Here is an 18,250-nt window from a genome sequence, read left to right as displayed (position 1 = left end):
TCACTCAAATTCAAAGCGTTTAGAAAACCACGCCAGCTTGGAAAATCACGTTCGCATAAGGTGTGCATTCACCAGTGCGAATCACCGCATGGCTGTCATTGGTGCGTTCTTTGAATTCCTCATGCGAAAGGTATTGGATGGAAATCGATTTACCGCTGCGTGTTTCTTCGTTACGGATTTCCTGAATCAGTGCTTCATGGCAATCAGGACTTACTGTCACGAACTCTTCTGCCAGGATGATCCCTTCGATCTGAGACTCCGTCAGCACAACACGCACCGTCTCCAGAAAGCCCGGAACACCGTGAGTCAATGCCAGATCAATGCGCGCGACATGTTGAGGAATGGGTAAACCGGCATCACAAATGGTGTATTCGTCGGTATGACCCAGCGTAGAGACTAGGTGTGCAATATCAGAGTTCAGTAAGATGCTTTTTTTCATTCTTAACCTTCTTACAGCAGTCATTAATCGATGAACCACCAACCTGACTTGGGAAATTTGGCTGGAAAACCGATCTCATCGAAACGTTTCGCTGACGGTAATCGAAACGTTTCGATTCGTCTTTATAAGAAATTTTCAGGCGTGATTTTGATCGCTTATCTTTAGATATTTGGGCAGGGAAATTTGAGCTGACTCACTGTCAGCAAGAAAGCGGAATAGCGTTTCTAAATCTCAAACAGAGCCATTATTAGACGCACATTGAAAGATGATTACTCTAATTGAGATCGATTACACCAGTACAAAAAAAAGCGAAAGATACCGATTTCAACAGAAAACGAATACATACCAAGGAAAAAATCAAACATTTTATTAACGCATCTCATTTATAGAACTCCGAAGCCGCTGGCTGCGCCTTACGATGAACCTTGAGGCAGTAAGGCTTTACCCATAAAAGGTCAATGCGCAGCACAACGTTTCACAGTGAGCAACAGGACGAAACCCATGCCCACTGAAGTCGGATACGATCACCCGCCGAAACCGCTACTCACTCGTCCCAGATAAGTAACGCAACACTACTGACCCTCATACTTTGCGGTGAATTCCAATAAGAACCCACCGCACCCTCAGTCTATATATGTAAACATCTGGAGGTAACATGAAGACTGATATTCCAGAGGGTGCCCGTGCGCCCATGTTCTGGGAGGCGATCATCTCGCTTCTTTCCCTTGTTGTCGGCATCAGCGTTTCCATCGTCATTTACGGGCTCGACCCACAGGTTCCCATGTTGTTGGGTGTCGTCGTGGCCAGTGTCGTTGCTCTTCGCTGTGGCTTTTCATGGAAAGATATTCAATCCGGCATGGTGAACGGTATCTACAACGCCCTGCCTGCAATGATCATATTGATGATTGTTGGCGCCCTGATCGGTGTTTGGATACTCGCTGGTGTCGTTCCAACACTGATTTACTATGGCCTGCAAATTCTGGCACCGGAAATCTTCCTGCCCGCATGTGTGATTATCTGTGCAGTCACCTCACTCGCGACCGGCACAAGCTGGGGTACCACAGGGACTATCGGTGTTGCGCTGATGGGCGTGGGTGGCGGTCTTGGCTTCCCACTTCCGCTAGTTGCAGGTGCGGTACTTTCCGGCGCGTACTTTGGCGACAAAATGTCTCCCCTGTCTGACACCACCAACCTGGCGCCAGCCATGGCGGGCACGGATCTGTTCACCCACATCAAACACATGTCGTACACCACAGGTGTGAGCATTTCGATCACTCTGGTTATCGAAGCGGTGTTGGGACTCAAATACAGCGCATCAGGCGGCGACATTGAACGTATCAATAGCATTCTGACGACACTAGACAGTACCTTCTTCATTAATCCCGTTTTATTCCTTCCCCTCTTTCTTGTGCTGTTCGTGTCTTATAAGAAGATGCCTGCCATTCCAGGAATTGCGCTGGGTGTAATTGCTGGTGCGATATGTGCTGCTGGTCTTCAAGGGGCTGATTACAACGCTATTGCCAGCGTAGCCTTTGGTGGATATACCTCTGAAACTGGTATCGGCGATGTGGACTCACTGCTGTCACGCGGTGGCCTGGATTCCATGATGTACACCATCAGTCTGATCATCGTTGCCATGATGTTTGGTGGTGTGATGGAGCGGACTAACCAACTTCGCGTGATTGCAGACAAGATCCTCGCTGCTGCAAAATCCACGGGTTCACTGGTGGTTTCTACTGTGCTCACCGGTATTGGCGCCAACCTGATTCTGTGTGACCAATACATGGCGATCGTGATGAGTGCGCGAAGTTATGCGGAAGCTTACAAAGAACGTGGGCTTGCACCGGAAAACCTCTCCCGCGCGGTGGAAGATTCGGCCACCGTCACGGCTAACCTTGTTCCTTGGAACTCTGGTGGTGCTTATCAGGCAGCCACATTGGGCGTTGCCACGCTGGCCTACTTGCCATTCAATTTCTTCTGCTGGATCTCCCCACTCGTGACCATTCTGTTTGGTGTGATGGGTTGGACCATGTGGAAAATTGACGATCAGCAAGAAGCGCCAGAAGCTTCAGTTGAACGAAACATATGATGTGGTTTCAATATACCTTTAAGGCTGCCATTGGCAGCCTTTTTATTATGATAAATACAAAAAATGTCTTTCCTTTCAACACCAATGCCTGCCTTCTTCATCAAAAATTTCGAACGAAGAATGAATTGTGATTTCTTTGTGAGAAATTTGAGAGATTTGTTCATTAACGTTTCCTAAAGCAACACACATCAGCGCTGAAGGTATTCAGCTAAGCAAGCTCTAGGGAGTGTTTATCCATGACAGTTCTTGTTAACTCGGTATTTTGTCCGCCTACACCTGGCGGCAATACCAATGAGCCAGGACAGTTCTTCAACCTATCACCACTTGCAAAGCTCAGTCAGCAAGAGCGTCTGCAGTTTGTCTCTTTTGGCCGAGGTCCTTCAGTTAAACCTTCGTTTCCCACTTTGAGCATGGCAATCGAACACCATGCGAGGGAAACGCCTTTTGCAATTGCCGCGATTGATGGCAGACAAACGATTTCCTATCGTGAGCTGGACGCCGAGGCCGAAAAGCTCGCCACCTTATTGCAACGATTGAAAGTGAAATCCGGCGACTCAGTCGGCATTTTTCTTTCACGCTCAATTCCCATGCTGGTAGGTATGCTGGCTTGTTTGAAGATTGGTGCCAATTATGTGCCCCAAGACGCCGGTGTCGCACCGAAATCCCAACTCTCCCATATCATTGATGTCGCCCGCATCCAGGTCGTATTTACCCTTTCCAAACATAAGCACGACCTGCCCGATTCAGACGGCACTATCCGCTTAGAGCTGGATACATTGCTCAAATCACCTGAATTTAAGTCTATGGAAGCGGGTGGAAAGCGGATTACCAAACCCAATGACGTCTGTTTTGTCTTGTTCACCTCTGGCACGACCGGAAGACCCAATGGCGTGCAGGTCACCCACAAAAATGTCGCCAACATCGTCATGACATCACCGGGGAACCTCGGCGTGAAACCGGGCATGCGGGTCGGGCAGATCCTGAGCATTGCTTTTGATATGTCAGCATGGGAAATCTATGTTGCATTGTGTCATGGCGCGACTCTACTTATCCGCGACAGTTCCATTCAGCAAGCCGCCAGCAACGCTGACGTGATTATTGCGACCCCTTCGATTCTGGGACAGATAGACCCGGAGGCATGCCCCGACGTAAGAACGGTCGCGGTAGCTGGCGAACCTTGCCCAGTGCCACTGGCAGAAACCTGGGGGGCGAAATGCGATTTCTACAACTCCTGCGGCCCAACCGAAACAACCATTATTAACACCGCAAAACTGTTCAAACCCGGTGACCGACTCACCATTGGAAAACCAACACCGAACAATACTGTGTATGTGCTTAACGATAACCTCGAGCCCTGCAGCATTGGTGAAGTGGGCGAGATGTGGGCGGGTGGTATTTGTGTCACCAAAGGTTATCTCGCAAATGTCGAACTGAGCCAGGCCCGTTATCGCCCTGACCCCTTCCTGGGTGATGGCCACGTCATGTTCCGCACCCGCGATTTAGGGCGCTGGAACCACGAGGGAGAGCTGGAACACTTTGGGCGCACCGACGATCAGGTCAAAGTCAGAGGTTTCCGTGTCGAGTTGGATTCGGTCTCCTCCCATCTGGAAAACCTGCCGGAATGCCGACTGGCCGTCACTCTACAAATCGACGACAGGCACTTAGCGTCTTTCGTGGTGCCATCGAGTGTGGATGAGCAAACTGCAATCGACCATGTGGCTGCTCATCTTCCCTATTACGCCATTCCTATCCGCGTAATTGCATGTGATGAATTGCCCCTCACAGACCGGGGCAAAATCGACAAACGCAAACTGCTCTCCCTTTTTGACACTGCCATGGAATCTGCCAAGGAAGGTAACGCATGATGGCTCCCTACTCAGAAACCGAATTACCGGCAAAGCAGGGGTTACTCCAACGCATGTGGAAAAATCCTGCACTGGAACATTATTTTCGTCTGGTGATTGTTATATCGCTGGTGAACTTTGGTTGGCTGGCTTATGGGATAACGGAAGGAAATTGGTTTGACCGAAACCATCTCGACCTTACCAGTCTGAGCAACATGGTGATCGGCAATTTCTTTGTTGCGGTGTTGGTTCGCCAGCAATATACGATCAACTTTTTGTTCTGGCTGGCCACCCGCGCTCCTGTGACCTGGCCGCTTTCTATTAGATGGCATCTGGGTAAGATCTATCACCACGGTGGTCTGCATTCTGGCTGTGCTATCAACGGTAGCCTTTGGTTTGCGCTATTTACCGGTGCCATCATCTACCAAAAAATGCACGCCCTCAGCCCAGTGTCAGATCTCAGCCTTTGGTCGACGCTCGGTATCATTGGCTTGTTAGTGGTGATGATTGCGATGGCAATGCCAAACATTCGCAAGAAATATCACAATGCCTTTGAAGCCTCTCACCGCTTTGCGGGGTGGTCCGTGCTTATCCTGTTCTGGGTGCAAACTTTGTCGATTGCCAGCGACCAGAATCCAGTTCAACCACTGTGGGACTTTGCCCAGCAAACCCCTTCAGTCTGGTTGCTCAGTATCATGACCTTCAGCATTCTCCTGCCCTGGCTTCGCCTTCGTAGGGTGCCCGTTGAGATCACCACGCCGTCTAACCATGTTGCGCTGTTGAAGTTCAATTATGGAGTCACGCCATTTGCTGGCTCTTCCATGGCAATAAGCCGTTCACCTCTGATGGAATGGCACCACTTTGCTAACGTCCCTTCACCAGATGAACCAGGCTATCGTCTGACCGTGTCACGCGCCGGAGATTGGACGGGGAAGCTCATTGACGACAAACCTTCCCACGTTTGGGTGAAAGGCATTCCGACTGCGGGTGTGGCGAATATTGAAGTGCTGTTCAAGCGCGTGGTGTACGTGGCAACAGGCAGTGGCATTGGGCCATGTCTCCCTCACCTGTTAGCCCAAAAGCTTCCGATGCAGTTGGTGTGGTCAACGCGTAATCCGAGAAAAACCTACGGCGACGCCCTCGTCGATGAAATTCTCGCTGCACAGCCAGACGCCCTGATATGGGATACCGATGAGCTTGGCAAACCGGACATGGTGCAACTCGCTTATGCCGCCTATCAGGCATTTGATGCGGAAGCAGTGATTTGTATCTCTAACCAGAAACTGACCAGACAAGTGGTGTATGGCATGGAAAGCCGCGGCATTCCTGCTTACGGCGCCATTTGGGATTCTTAATAAGAGGCTTTGACGATGAACATCAAAACAGAAGTCGATGGCAATGTAGTCATCATCCAACTGCACCGTCCAGAGAAACGCAACGCACTCTGTACGCCACTTCTCGAAGAACTGATGGAAACATTAACACGCTATGACGCAGACCCGAATGTCGGATGCTTCGTGGTGACGGGCTCTGAGCAAGTCTTCGCGGCGGGCGCTGACATCAGTGAAATGGCAGATATGAGCTATCAGGAAATGACAGCGACGGATTACTTCGGAGGCTGGGAGGCGTTTACCCGTATCCGCACGCCAATCATTGCTGCTGTGTCTGGGTATGCACTTGGAGGAGGCTGTGAACTCGCCATGATGTGCGACACCATATTCGCTGCAGAATCTGCGCTGTTTGGTCAGCCTGAACTGACCATCGGTGTCATTCCCGGCATGGGCGGTTCCCAGCGCCTCACCAAGCTGGTCGGAAAGTCCAAAGCTACAGACATGATCCTGACGGGCAGGATGATGGATGCCGTTGAAGCAGAGCGCGCAGGACTGGTTTCCCGTGTAGTGCCAGATGGACAATTAATGCAAGAAACGCTCGAAGCCGCTAAAACCATCGCACGATTTAGCAAGCCCGCGGTTCTACTGGCAAAAGAGTGCGTGCTAAACGCAGAAAAACTGTCTGTGGAAGATGGGGTTCGAATGGAACGCCGCGCGTTTCATGGGCTGTTTGCTACGGAAGATCAAAAAGAAGGCATGCAAGCTTTCATCGAAAAACGACAACCGCAATTCATTGGAAACTGACATCTCGTTTCTGTTTTTAGCGCCTGTCCTGGGCGCTTTTTTTATCGCGTGATTCTACTTCTGGCTAGTATCTAACTTTAGACAACTTCCTGTTTCACCGCTCGATACACTCTCCTATGCAACTTTTTGTTATTAGGGGCTGTTGAGTATCCTCAGCAGCCCTTTCTGATCTGTATTCGAGGCGTTTTCAATGAATGAAAGCAACCCGCCGCAGGAGGCGAAAAACACACCCGCTGCCGCTAACGAGCCAAAAGCCGCCAGTAGCGCCCGCCGTTTCACTTACTACCTGATCGCGGCTGCGCTGGTTATTTGGTTCTATACGCTGTGGGCAGATCGCATCACGCCCATGACAGATCATGGCCGCGTTAATGGGCAACTGATACGCATAAGCCCGCAAATCTCAGGACCAATCTCTGCCATTTCAATCCTCAATAATTCAGAGGTTAAGCGTGGCCAACTTCTGATGTCCATCGACAAACAACCCTTCGAATTGAGTGTCAACGCAGCAAGACTGGCGCTTCAACAATCCACACAATCCGTGAATGCCGATTCCGCCGCCATTGACGCTGCGAAAGCCAATGAAGTTGCCGCCCGCGTAAAAGTCAGCAATGCCAAACAACATGCAGAGAGAAACATGGCACTGGCAAGACGTGGCGTCGTCAGTCAGGCAACGCTGGATGACAGTTTAGCGTCTCTTGATGCCGCTAAAGCGAGTCTGGCTCAGGCCACGGCTGATCTAGCGAAAGCGCAACAGGAACTGGGCCCCAAAGGAGAAAGCAACCCACAAGTAAAAACCGCCTTGAACAATTTAGACCAAGCACTGCTCAACCTTTCCTACACAGATATCCGAGCGCCCGCTGCAGGGGTGATCACCAACATGAACCTGTCTGCGGGAGATTTCGCGGCGACAGGTAAACCGCTCCTGACGTTTATCAATAATCGTCATTTTTGGCTCACTGCCATGGTCACGGAGAACTCTTTGGCTTACGTGAAGAAAGGTACCGTGGTTAAGATTGTGTTTGATGCTTACCCCGGCGAGATTTTCCATGGAGAAGTCACTTCCGTTGGCTGGGGAAGCAGCGGTAATGGCAGCCTGCAAGTCGATGGCAACAGTGGTTTGTTTGATTCACCAACTGGCATACAGCATTCGCAGCGGTTTCCCGTCAATATCCGCTACTTTGATTTGCCGGCAGATATCCAGCTTCGCTACGGCGGTCGTGCGACAGTCAGCTTCTATCCTGGGCAGTCCACCATTGGTGAGTTGCTACTGGATACCTGGACCTGGCTTTGGAGCTACCTGAGCTATGTCTCTTAACTATGCCTCATCAAGCCATGTTTAGAAGCAGTGGTAACGGAATCATCCGTGTTGCGGTTTTTCCTGTGCTGCTTCTGTTCTGGCAACATGTTTTTGGCACAGACATTCCGCTTCTTGCACCCGCGATTTGTGCGGTATTCCTGACGACATCATCCAAGCCTCCGCCTCTTATCATGGTGTTTTTGATGGCAGTCATCTTGTTTGCCACCGCTTGGTTTCAGGGAGCCTTGAGTAACCTTCTGATCGACCAGCCCTTGGTCTATTACTGTGTACTGTTTGTAGTGTTTTACTGGTGCATGCAGCGCGCACGTGAAAACCCGCAGGATTTACTGGCAACGCTCTTGATCGTATCAACCGCGATGATTGCCGTGTTTTCCCGTCAGAAAGGTCTCGATGTCAGCCAGATCCCGCTGGCTTTAATGAAGAACATACTGATTGCGGGTTTTACTGCCTACCTCGGCTATTTTCTGGTGCCGGGCGGTGACCCTATTGCCCCCGATCCTGTTCCTGCTCCCCACCAGCCCATTCATACGGAAATCTGGCATATCGCTTTCAAAGCTGCCGTAGTACTCATTGTGCTGGTGAATGCGATCAGCTTTGATTTAGTTCAGAGCACCATTGTCACCATTACTGTTGCGCTAATCATCAAAGACCCCGATCCCTCCGCTGGCCACAATTATGGAGTTCGCAGGCTATTGGCAACGTATGCTGGCTTTCTCTATGCCCTTCCCGTGCTTTTAATGAATCTGCTTCAAACCAACTTTATCGGACACGTCAGTGTGACCATCATCTGTGCTTTGTTGATGGGAATCCATGCCGCCACCAAGCGCGCCAGCTTCAACACCATTCAGCTTTTATATTCTGGCTTCGTCGTCCTGATTTACTATGGTATTACCCAAAACGCCGGAAGTGCTTTTGTCGAAGACGGCAAAAGGTTGCTGTCCATCATGGCTGCCGTGCTACTGGGAACCTGCGTTTTAATTTTGCTTCAACCTACCCAAAGGCGGCTTGGGTAAAAGATTTGTCGACGTCTTCTCAATTTGATTTTTTTATTGATGACAGTTATAACTTTCTAAACGATAGTATTATCGTTAGCTTGAATTAGTGAGTTTCAGGTTGGTCAAAATGATGAATGTGAATAAATTAAATCGCTGGTGTACACAGGACTACAAAATCGCTTTTTTCTTCCCTGCATAAGCATTCCCCTTGCGCAGCCCCTGCGCGCACTTATCGAAAAGCCGTATAAATAATCCGATTCACTTAATTGTGTTTTCGTATTGTCACGCTTACTGTTTCGGTAATTAAAACCCAAATCAAAAATTCGAAATCAGATTAATTTTCTGATGGAATCCTAGTGCCTAAATAAAATGAATAATTGGCAAGTTTTCCGTCAGGTAAAAGTAAAAGGTAGAAAAAATGGAAAACTTCAAACACCTCCCAGAGCCATTCCGTATCCGTGTGATTGAACCAGTAAAACGCACCACCCGCGCGTATCGCGAAGAAGCTATTTTAAAAGCGGGCATGAACCCCTTCCTGTTGGACAGTGAAGACGTGTTTATCGACCTACTGACAGACAGTGGTACAGGCGCTATTACTCAGGAAATGCAGGCAGCCATGCTGCGCGGTGATGAAGCCTACAGCGGCAGTCGTAGCTACTATGCGCTGTCTAACGCGGTAAAAGACATCTTCGGCTATGACCTCACCATTCCAACCCACCAAGGGCGTGGTGCAGAGCAAATCTACATTCCTGTGTTGATCAAAAAGCGCGAGCTAGAGAAAGGTTTGGATCGCAGCAAAATGGTGGCACTGTCGAACTACTTCTTCGACACCACACAAGGCCATACCCAGGTAAACTGCTGCGTTGCCAAAAACGTCTATACCAAAGATGCGTTTGATACCTCTGTCACCGCTGACTTCAAAGGCAACTTTGATCTGCAAAAGCTGGAAGCAGCTATCCTCGACGCTGGCGCAGCCAACGTGCCATACATTGTGAGCACCATTACCTGTAACTCCGCGGGCGGTCAGCCGGTTTCTATCGCCAACCTGAAAGCGGTGTACGAGATTGCCAAACGCTACGACATTCCGGTGATCATGGACTCTGCGCGCTTTGCGGAAAACGCCTATTTCGTCCAGCAGCGCGAACCCGGATTCAAAGATTGGACGATTGCTGAAATCACCCGCGAAGCTTACAAATATGCGGATGGCCTGGCGATGTCAGCGAAGAAAGATGCCATGGTTCAAATGGGTGGACTGCTGTGCTTCAAAGGCGACGCTTTCATTGACGTTTATCAGGAATGCCGCACTCTTTGCGTGGTGCAGGAAGGCTTCCCAACTTATGGCGGTCTGGAAGGTGGCGCGATGGAGCGCTTGGCTGTGGGCCTTTATGACGGTATGCGTCAGGAATGGCTGGAATACCGCATCAAGCAGGTTCAATATCTGGTTGATGGCCTGGAAGCGATTGGCATTGTTTGCCAACAAGCTGGCGGTCATGCGGCGTTTGTAGATGCTGGCAAGTTGCTGCCACATATTCCTTCTGACCAATTCCCGGCACATGCGTTGGCGTGTGAGCTTTACAAAGTTGCCGGCATCCGGGCAGTGGAAATCGGTTCTCTGCTTCTGGGTCGCGACCCTGCCACTGGCAAACAACACCCTTGTCCGGCTGAGTTGCTCCGTCTGACCATCCCACGTGCGACTTATACCCAATCACACATGGACTTCATCATTGAAGCATTCGGTGAAGTGAAGAAAAATGCGCACAATGTGAAAGGACTCGACTTTACGTATGAGCCATCCGTCCTCCGTCACTTTACGGCAAGACTCAAAGAAGTGGAGCCAGCGGAAGTAAAAAAGCACAACGCTGCTGAGCTGGAAACCACAGTGTAGAAACTTATTAGAGCGCAATGAAAATTGCGCTCTTTTTTATATTAGAAAAATTATAAATCGCTAAATCCAATAACGTGAGAGAAATAAACAATGGAAAAGAGCCCATCGTTAGTCGGTGGCTCCTGCATTATCGCCAGTGTTTGTGTTGGCGCAGGAATGTTGGGGCTACCCAGTTCGGGAGCAGGCGCATGGACAGTTTGGTCAATCCTCGCTATTTCAGTGACTATGATCGTGATGACTATTTCAGGCTGGATGCTTCTTGAGTCATTTAAACACTACGATTTAAAAGTGTCTTTTAATTCCGTCACCAAAGATCTTCTAGGCAATAAGGTTAATTTCTTTAACAATCTAACAGTTTATTTTGTGGGTGGCATTTTACTTTATGCCTATATCACTTCTTCTGGGTTAATTCTGCAAGAATTAACGGGAATGAGCAGCCAACTCGCTTCCATTCTGTTCGTTGCTGTGTTTTCTCTGTTCGTCTGGCATTCCACCCGGGCAGTCGACCGAATTTCTGTCGTTCTTATTGCCTTTATGGTATTGAGCTTCGTCTTCGGCGTATCAGGCATGGCAATCAATGTGGATGTCACAGTGCTGCTCGATGTCGCCAACCCAGAGCGCCAATATGCCCCTTATGCGATGGCGATGCTGCCAGTCGCCCTGACCTCCTTTGGCTATCATCATTCGGTCTCGTCAATGCGCGCTTACTATGGCGAGGAGAGAAAGGCGAAATACGCTATTCTGGGTGGCACCATTATCGCGCTGGCGCTTTATTGTTTTTGGCTCATCAGTATCTTCGGCAACCTGCCACGCCATGAGTTTGGCCCGGTCATCGAGCAAGGCGGCAATGTCGACGTGCTTCTGAAACAGCTTGATGGAGTGATAGCATCAGAGAGCATTTCAAAGGCGATTAATGCCTTTTCAATGGCTGCGATCTTGTCTTCTTTTATCGGAGTGGGTTTAGGCGTTTTCGACTTCTTGGCCGACTTCTTCAAGTTCGATGACACCAAAGCTGGCCGAACCAAATGCTGGTTAGTGACTTTTCTGCCACCGCTGGTGATGTCACTGCTGTTCCCGTTTGGATTTATTGTGGCAATTGGTTATGCCGGCGCTGCCGCGACGGTTTGGGCCTGTATCATACCAGCCCTGCTGGCAATGAAATCCCGCACCTTGTCAGGCGGAAACCAAGGGTTTATGGCCCCCGGTGGCAATGCCATGATTGGCGCAGTGATCCTCTTTGGTGTCCTCACCGCACTGTTCCACTTCCTCGCCATGGCAGGCAAGTTACCTTCGTTCATCGGTTGAATCACCGATAACACAATAAGGCCGATTACTCGGCCTTATTGTTTCCTGACGTCGTCCCTTCATCCTCATCTTTAGAAACCGCACTGAATGAAGGTAATGTCACCGGGTGCCCGTTTCTTTCTTTGGCAGAGAGATGCATGTCTTCACCTTTCGTGCCTTCCTCCGCGTCAGAGGTTTCCGCTTTGACTGTAGGATAATCCGACTTTAGGGGTGGAGAATCATCTTCAAAGTCCATTGCCGTTGGCACCGCTCTGATCTGGGCACTCGGTTTCGCCATGACGGAGGACAATACAAAACAAACGCGGTAATGCGGTATTTCGGTGACTTGTGGTGGTGACACTTGGAGCTGACTTTGATGCAGGCTGAGAATGGCATCCACAATCTTGCTTCCCATACCCAAAGAGCCAGTGTCACTGGTTTCATCGATGGTGTTTTCAATGCAAAAGCTAACGTTCGCTCCTTTGCCCCTGGTGGCGTCCATCAGAATGGAAGCGCGTGCAGGGCTATGTCGAATGGCATTTTCCATTAAGTTATCGAACACCCGATTTATCAGCACTTCATCTGCGAACACATTTAAGGGTTCGGAAACCGTTATCACCAAATCGACCTGTTTATTTTTCAGTTGAAGTTCGAAACGGTGGCGAACATCCTCAAATAGCTCGCGCACATCAAGCTCTCGGTAAGAAAGCACAATCTTTGCGGATGGTGACCTCGCGGCTTCAAGCTGACTTTTTAAATGTCCCTGCAGGCGTTGGGCATTGTGGTAAGCCGTATCGATCATACCCCGACCTTCATCATGCTGAATTCGCCAGGTTTCGAGATACCCGAGAATATTGGCCAAAGGCGTTTTCAGGTCGTGGCTCAATTGCACCAAATGCTCGCGACGTTGTGCCTCTTGCACCCTTAGCTGAATAAATTGCTGTTGGATAACCGCCATCATTCTGCGGTATTGATTCGCCAGACCCTGAAGTTCCGGTGACCGTAAATACAGCGGGGGAGAAACTCGAAATTCGGTTTTCGCTGATTCTTCTATCTGCTTCACCATCAGCCTTCCCGGCGTGATGATTCCACGATAAACCATGCGATAAACCACTAAAGCGAAGAGCAAAATCGCGACCAACGCAGCTGCAACAACCGGTGCGTACTGAAGCAAATTTTCGGTGTCGGCAAAGGCGTTATAACCCTGACTGCCAATAAGAACATAGAGGTAACCCGCCACCTGTCCGTCAGCATCAATTTGCGCCGCAGAGAACACCTTCTCACCTTGTTGAGATAAGGGATCTTCTCCTAAAACAGGGAACGGCTCTCCGCGAAGAAACTGTTTAATCGGTTCAACATCGACCTGCAAACGGACGACATCTTCTATAGGAGGACCAGAGGTAGTGATATTGCCCTGAGGGTCAAGAAAGTAGATTTCAAAGTCAGGGCCCAGCAACATCAGAGTATGGAAGATAGAAGACAGCGCCTCCGGACTATAGTCATCACCAACCATCAAGGGGTTATCATCCCGCATGTGCATTGCAAGATCTTTATGCAGCAGTTGCCGCGAGCGCTGCTCATTTTGCTGCCACACAGACACACTTAGCAGGGTCAAAAGTGCTGCGCTGCACAAGAACCAAATCAAGGTGAATAACAGCAGACGGTTTTTAAACGCCAATATTTACCTCCCATCCCTCATCAGTTAAAGGCTCGCTCTTTGGAGTAAGGACGGATCGGAAGCTTCACGGAACTTGTAGCCGACTCCCCAAACCGTGTGAATGTATTTAGGTGCCGCCGGGTTACTTTCCAATTTGCTACGCAGCCTGTTGATAGCACAACACACGGTGTGACGATATCCGTCGTAATCGGTATTCCATACCCGACTAAGCAGTTCATCTTTACTAAAGACGCGATCAGGGCGCTTTGCCAGGCAGCATAGCAAGGAGAATTCTGTCGGTGTCAGGTCGATTTCTCTACCTTCTAACTTGACGCTATGGGTTTCAGGGCAGATTTCAAGATGCTGGAAAAGTAGAGCCGTAGAATGCTCGCTGCTCATCTCGCAACTCTCAGACTTCAATTCTTTTACTGGTCCAGCCTGCCACTGGCTATGAAGGGAAACGCGGCGCATCAGTGCCCTTACCCTTGCCTGAAACTCAATCACACTGAAAGGTTTGGCGAGATAATCATCAGCACCGGCTTCAAAGCCTTCCACCATGTCAGATTCAGAATCTAACGCGGTTAACATCAATACGGGAATACCGTTTTCTTGCTGGCGGAGAAATTCACAGAACGTTTTACCGTCTCCATCATCCAGACCTCTATCCAAAACAACAGCGGCGATGTTTTCGTTAGCTAACGCGCGATATCCTTCCTCTAGTGAAGAGCCTTTAATGACTTCAAAGCCCATCACTTTGAGGTGCAGGGCAATAAGGCCTGCGATATCAGCATCATCTTCCAGAACCAAAACTGATTGTTGCATAGGGAGCTCCCATTCTTTGGCAATCATCACCCCCTATGAACCGAGATTAGGTAGATAAATTTCACGATTTTCGTCAAAAATCGGCTAACGATCATACAAATCTTCGATTTGAACACTGATTCTTACATTTCATACACCAGCCTCTTCTTGGCCTGACATTTCGCCTCTCAAATCATCAAGTTATGTCACCTTAACTTTCGGCGTCTCGCCCGAAAATTACTTACAGCTCGAATAAATTGGCACCAAGCAAGTAACAGCACTAAAGAATTTTTGATACGAACTTGTTATGATTACTTTCATTGCGCGCATATTTTTCAGTTATTTAAACCAAGAAAGGGTCAATAACGTAGTGCAATATCACTCTGATAAATGATTAGAGCTATATTCATTTATCATGTCATTTAAAATGAGAGGGAACTTCCATGAAAAAACTTCTAGCCTCGTCCTGCCTGCTGCTTTCAGCTATGCCAATGAGCAGCTTTGCGGCAGAGTGCGGCAAAGTCACCATCGCAGATATGAACTGGAACTCCGCAAGCCTCATCGCCAATGTTGACCGCATTATCCTCGCAGAAGGTTATGACTGTGATGCGGAACTGGTTCCTGGCGACACCATGCCTACCGGTACATCAATGATTGAAAAAGGCGAACCGGATATCGCACCTGAATTTTGGAGTAACTCCCTGAAAGCCGCGTTGGACCGCGGTGTTGAGGAAGGCCGACTCCGCTTTGCGGGTGCCGTATTGTCTGACGGTGGTGAAGAAGGTTTTTGGATACCTAAGTATCTGGTAGAAAAAGATCCGAGTCTGGCCACCATTGAAGGTGTTATCGCAAACCGCGAACTGTTCAAACACCCTGAAGATCCATCAAAGTCAGCATTTTTCGGTTGTCCTGCAGGCTGGAACTGTCAGATTTCCTCAGGCCACCTGTTCAATGCCATGGGCTTGGGTGACAAGGGCTTCGAACTGATCGATCCAGGTTCAGGTGCAGGTCTGTCTGGCTCAATCGCGAAAGCGTACGAGCGTGGTGAAGGTTGGTTTGGTTACTACTGGGCGCCAACAGCGGTTCTTGGTAAGTACGAAATGGTGAAAGTTGACTTCGGTTCAGGCATTGATGAAGAGCACTTCAAAACCTGTACCACGAATGCAGACTGTCTGGATCCGAAAGTGACCATGTACCCGCCATCAGCAGTGGACACCGTGATCACCGAGAGCTTTGCACAGAATTCTCCTGAAGCAGTTAGCTACCTGTCTAACCGCTCATTCACGAATGCTCAGTTGAATAGCCTGCTTGCTTGGATGGAAGACAATCAGGCTGACGGTGAAATCGCTGCAATGCACTTCCTGGAAAACCACGAAGACATTTGGGGCGCATGGGTAACACCTGAAGTGGCGAAGAAAATCAAATCGTCACTGTAATCGCTATAAACGCTTTGCGGGCTGGCTTTTCAGCCCGCAATTTTTTGCGACAAGCAAATCTCAAAACGCGACGTATCTTTTGGCTCTCTACGTACGTCCGCATTTACCCACTGACGATGGGTATATAGTTTCTAATATTCTAAAGACGCAGAGGACGCTGTACTGTTATGGCAGACAATTCTTGGCTGACAGAATTTCCGGAGATGTCACGCTCCGATCTTCTGACGATTCGTAAAACACTTGATGGCGCCTATCGCGAGTTTTCGCGAAACTACGGTGAAACCATCGAATCTTTCTTCGACCCGCTGCTCCAATTTCTCATCTGGTTTGAAAAGCTGCTTCTCGGCACCCCTTGGTGGCTGATGATCGCCATTCTCGCGGGTGTTTCTTACATGGCCAGCCGTTCATGGAAACTCTCTGTAGCCGTTATTTTTTCTTTCCTCGCTATCGGATACTTCGGTATGTGGGAAAACACCATGCGCACCATGAGCATCATATTGGTGTGTACCATGCTCGCCATCTTCCTTGGCATTCCTATTGGCATCGCAATGGCACGCTCAAACCGCGTGCAGTCAATGGTCACACCGCTGCTCGACGTGATGCAGACCATGCCCGCTTTTGTATATCTGATACCTGTGGTCATGCTGCTGGGTATCGGTAAAATCCCAGGCGTGATTGCGGTAGTTATCTACGCTATCCCACCTGTTATCCGTTTGACTAACCTTGGTATCCGGCTCGTGGATAAAGAAGTGCTTGAGGCCGCCACAGCATACGGTGCAAGCCCAATGCAGCGCCTGTTCGGTGTTCAGTTACCGCTTGCGATGCCAACCATCATGGCAGGTATCAACCAGACCATCATGATGGCACTAGCAATGGTGGTTATCGCTTCGATGATCGGCGTTAAGGGCTTGGGCCAACCTGTACTGAAGTCAATCACTAACCAATACTTCACCTTGGGTCTCATCAACGGCCTCGCGATTGTCGCACTGGCAATCATCTTCGACCGCGTATCCCAAAGCTACGCAAAACGTTCACAGCAGCACCTGAGCGGAGGCCACAATGAGTAACACTGAAAACAGCACACCGCTGATCCAGATTAAAGGCCTCTACAAGATCTTTGGCAACAATCCTCAAAAGGTGTTGCCGGACGTAAAAGCCGGTAAATCCAAAGATGATATTCTGGCAGAAACCGGCCATACGGTGGGCCTTCAGGACATCAACCTTGATATCGCGCGCGGCGAAATCTTCGTGATTATGGGGCTTTCCGGCTCAGGTAAGTCCACCATGATCCGACACTTCAATCGTTTGATTGAACCAACTGAAGGCCAGATCATCGTTGAAGGCGAAGACGTCATGAAGCTTGATGAAAAAGGCCTTCAGAATTTCCGCCGCCATAAAATGTCGATGGTTTTCCAGCGCTTTGGTCTGATGCCGCACCGCACAGTGCTGCAAAACGTCGCTTACGGCCTGCAGGTGCAAGGCGTCGATAAATCCGAGCGCGAAAAGAAAGCCACTGATTGGCTGGATACTGTTGGTCTGGGTGGATACGAGCAACAGTACCCGTCACAGCTTTCCGGTGGTCAGCAACAACGTGTGGGTCTGGCCCGCGCACTTTGTACCGATGCTGAAATCCTGCTGATGGATGAAGCTTTCTCGGCACTGGATCCCCTGATTCGAAGTGAAATGCAGGACCAGTTGATTGGCCTACAGGAAAAGCTCCACAAGACCATCATCTTCATCACCCATGATTTGGATGAAGCACTTCGCTTGGGCGACCGCATTGCCATCCTGCGTGATGGTAAACTTGTTCAACAAGGACGTCCGGTTGATATCCTACTCAACCCTGCTGACGACTACGTGGAAGCATTCGTTAAAGACGTCAACCGTGCACGTGCATTGACGGTAGATACAGTGATGAAGCCGCAAAGCCTTCGCATCAGTTCAGAAACTATTGGTGAAGCGCTAGCAGAAATGCGTAAAGCGAAAGCAGAGCATGGTTATTACGTGAATGATGATGGTTATCAAGGCGCTTTGAGCATTGGTAAGCTGGAATCTGTCGATTCAGCCCGTCATGGTGATGCCATTGATGATGCAGTTCTCGAAGAGGTACCAGGCATCCAGAGTGATGCACTGATTGAAGCAGTGATTCCGGACACGCTGGAACATGAGCTTCCATTGCCAGTACTGGATCAGGATGGCGAAATTCAGGGCGAGCTATCGAGAGCGAGTTTGGTCGAAGTACTTTCCGATCAATCTGCAAGCAACGCGGAGGATCGCGACGCGGAAGCAAAAAAGCCTGAAGCGGCTTCCGCCTAACTCCTTATTTTTAAAGCTTGAAAAGCGCTTCGTTATGAAGCGCTTTTTTTA

The 18,250-nt window shown here is 49.4% G+C and carries 14 protein-coding genes; 11 read left to right on the top strand and 3 right to left on the bottom strand.

The features are described 5' to 3' along the window. Window positions 1–19 precede the first annotated feature (19 nt). Window positions 20–439, bottom strand: a complete 420-nt coding sequence (gene rbsD, locus D515_RS20185) for a D-ribose pyranase (RefSeq protein ID WP_002541171.1) — start codon at window positions 437–439, stop codon at window positions 20–22. Window positions 440–1,094: 655 nt separating this feature from the next. Between rbsD and nhaC the strand changes: the two genes are divergently transcribed. The 8 genes from nhaC (at window position 1,095) to D515_RS20140 (ending at window position 12,010) form a co-directional block, all read left to right on the top strand. Further along, a complete protein-coding gene (gene nhaC, locus D515_RS20180; RefSeq protein WP_002541169.1) occupies window positions 1,095–2,528 on the top strand; it encodes a Na+/H+ antiporter NhaC in 1,434 nt (477 codons plus the stop codon). 236 nt (window positions 2,529–2,764) lie between these two features. Next, window positions 2,765–4,393, top strand: a complete 1,629-nt coding sequence (locus D515_RS20170; RefSeq protein WP_002541167.1) for an amino acid adenylation domain-containing protein — start codon at window positions 2,765–2,767, stop codon at window positions 4,391–4,393. Further along, window positions 4,390–5,727 carry a ferredoxin reductase domain-containing protein gene (locus D515_RS20165; protein WP_002541165.1) on the top strand — a complete coding sequence of 446 codons (1,338 nt, stop codon included), beginning with the start codon at window positions 4,390–4,392 and terminating at the stop codon, window positions 5,725–5,727. The genes D515_RS20170 and D515_RS20165 overlap by 4 nt, the downstream gene beginning before the upstream one ends. 15 nt (window positions 5,728–5,742) lie before the next feature. After that, window positions 5,743–6,507: an enoyl-CoA hydratase-related protein gene (locus tag D515_RS20160; RefSeq protein ID WP_002541164.1), complete on the top strand. Its 765-nt coding sequence runs from the start codon at window positions 5,743–5,745 to the stop codon at window positions 6,505–6,507. Between the two features lie 190 nt (window positions 6,508–6,697). After that, on the top strand, window positions 6,698–7,822 hold the full coding sequence (locus D515_RS20155; RefSeq protein ID WP_002541163.1) for an HlyD family secretion protein: 1,125 nt from the start codon (window positions 6,698–6,700) through the stop codon (window positions 7,820–7,822). A 17-nt stretch (window positions 7,823–7,839) separates the two neighbouring features. Continuing rightward, entirely contained in the window at window positions 7,840–8,838 is a 999-nt protein-coding gene (locus tag D515_RS20150; protein ID WP_039850402.1) for a DUF2955 domain-containing protein, read from the top strand. 400 nt (window positions 8,839–9,238) lie between these two features. Then, the gene (gene tnaA, locus D515_RS20145) at window positions 9,239–10,705 is read left to right on the top strand and encodes a tryptophanase (protein WP_002541160.1); all 1,467 of its coding nucleotides are present in this window, start codon (window positions 9,239–9,241) and stop codon (window positions 10,703–10,705) included. A gap of 90 nt (window positions 10,706–10,795) precedes the next feature. Next, on the top strand, window positions 10,796–12,010 hold the full coding sequence (locus D515_RS20140; protein WP_002541159.1) for an aromatic amino acid transporter: 1,215 nt from the start codon (window positions 10,796–10,798) through the stop codon (window positions 12,008–12,010). Window positions 12,011–12,035: 25 nt separating this feature from the next. Here D515_RS20140 and D515_RS20135 read toward each other — a convergent pair whose 3' ends face one another. Beyond that, the gene (locus D515_RS20135; RefSeq protein ID WP_002541158.1) at window positions 12,036–13,667 is read right to left on the bottom strand and encodes a sensor histidine kinase; all 1,632 of its coding nucleotides are present in this window, start codon (window positions 13,665–13,667) and stop codon (window positions 12,036–12,038) included. Window positions 13,668–13,691: 24 nt separating this feature from the next. Continuing rightward, the gene (locus D515_RS20130; protein ID WP_002541157.1) at window positions 13,692–14,468 is read right to left on the bottom strand and encodes a response regulator transcription factor; all 777 of its coding nucleotides are present in this window, start codon (window positions 14,466–14,468) and stop codon (window positions 13,692–13,694) included. A gap of 422 nt (window positions 14,469–14,890) precedes the next feature. Between D515_RS20130 and D515_RS20125 the strand changes: the two genes are divergently transcribed. From D515_RS20125 to D515_RS20115, 3 genes are all read left to right on the top strand, one after another. After that, entirely contained in the window at window positions 14,891–15,883 is a 993-nt protein-coding gene (locus D515_RS20125) for an ABC transporter substrate-binding protein (RefSeq protein ID WP_002541156.1), read from the top strand. Window positions 15,884–16,050: 167 nt separating this feature from the next. After that, window positions 16,051–16,950: an ABC transporter permease gene (locus D515_RS20120; protein WP_002541155.1), complete on the top strand. Its 900-nt coding sequence runs from the start codon at window positions 16,051–16,053 to the stop codon at window positions 16,948–16,950. After that, entirely contained in the window at window positions 16,943–18,199 is a 1,257-nt protein-coding gene (locus D515_RS20115) for a quaternary amine ABC transporter ATP-binding protein (RefSeq protein ID WP_002541154.1), read from the top strand. Before D515_RS20120 ends, D515_RS20115 begins: the two co-directional genes overlap by 8 nt. Window positions 18,200–18,250 lie beyond the last annotated feature (51 nt).

It is taken from the genome of Grimontia indica (genome assembly GCF_000333895.2).
GTDB lineage: Bacteria > Pseudomonadota > Gammaproteobacteria > Enterobacterales > Vibrionaceae > Enterovibrio > Enterovibrio indicus.
Note: the sequence above shows the minus strand (reverse complement) of the source record. Positions and strands in the feature narration are given on the sequence as shown.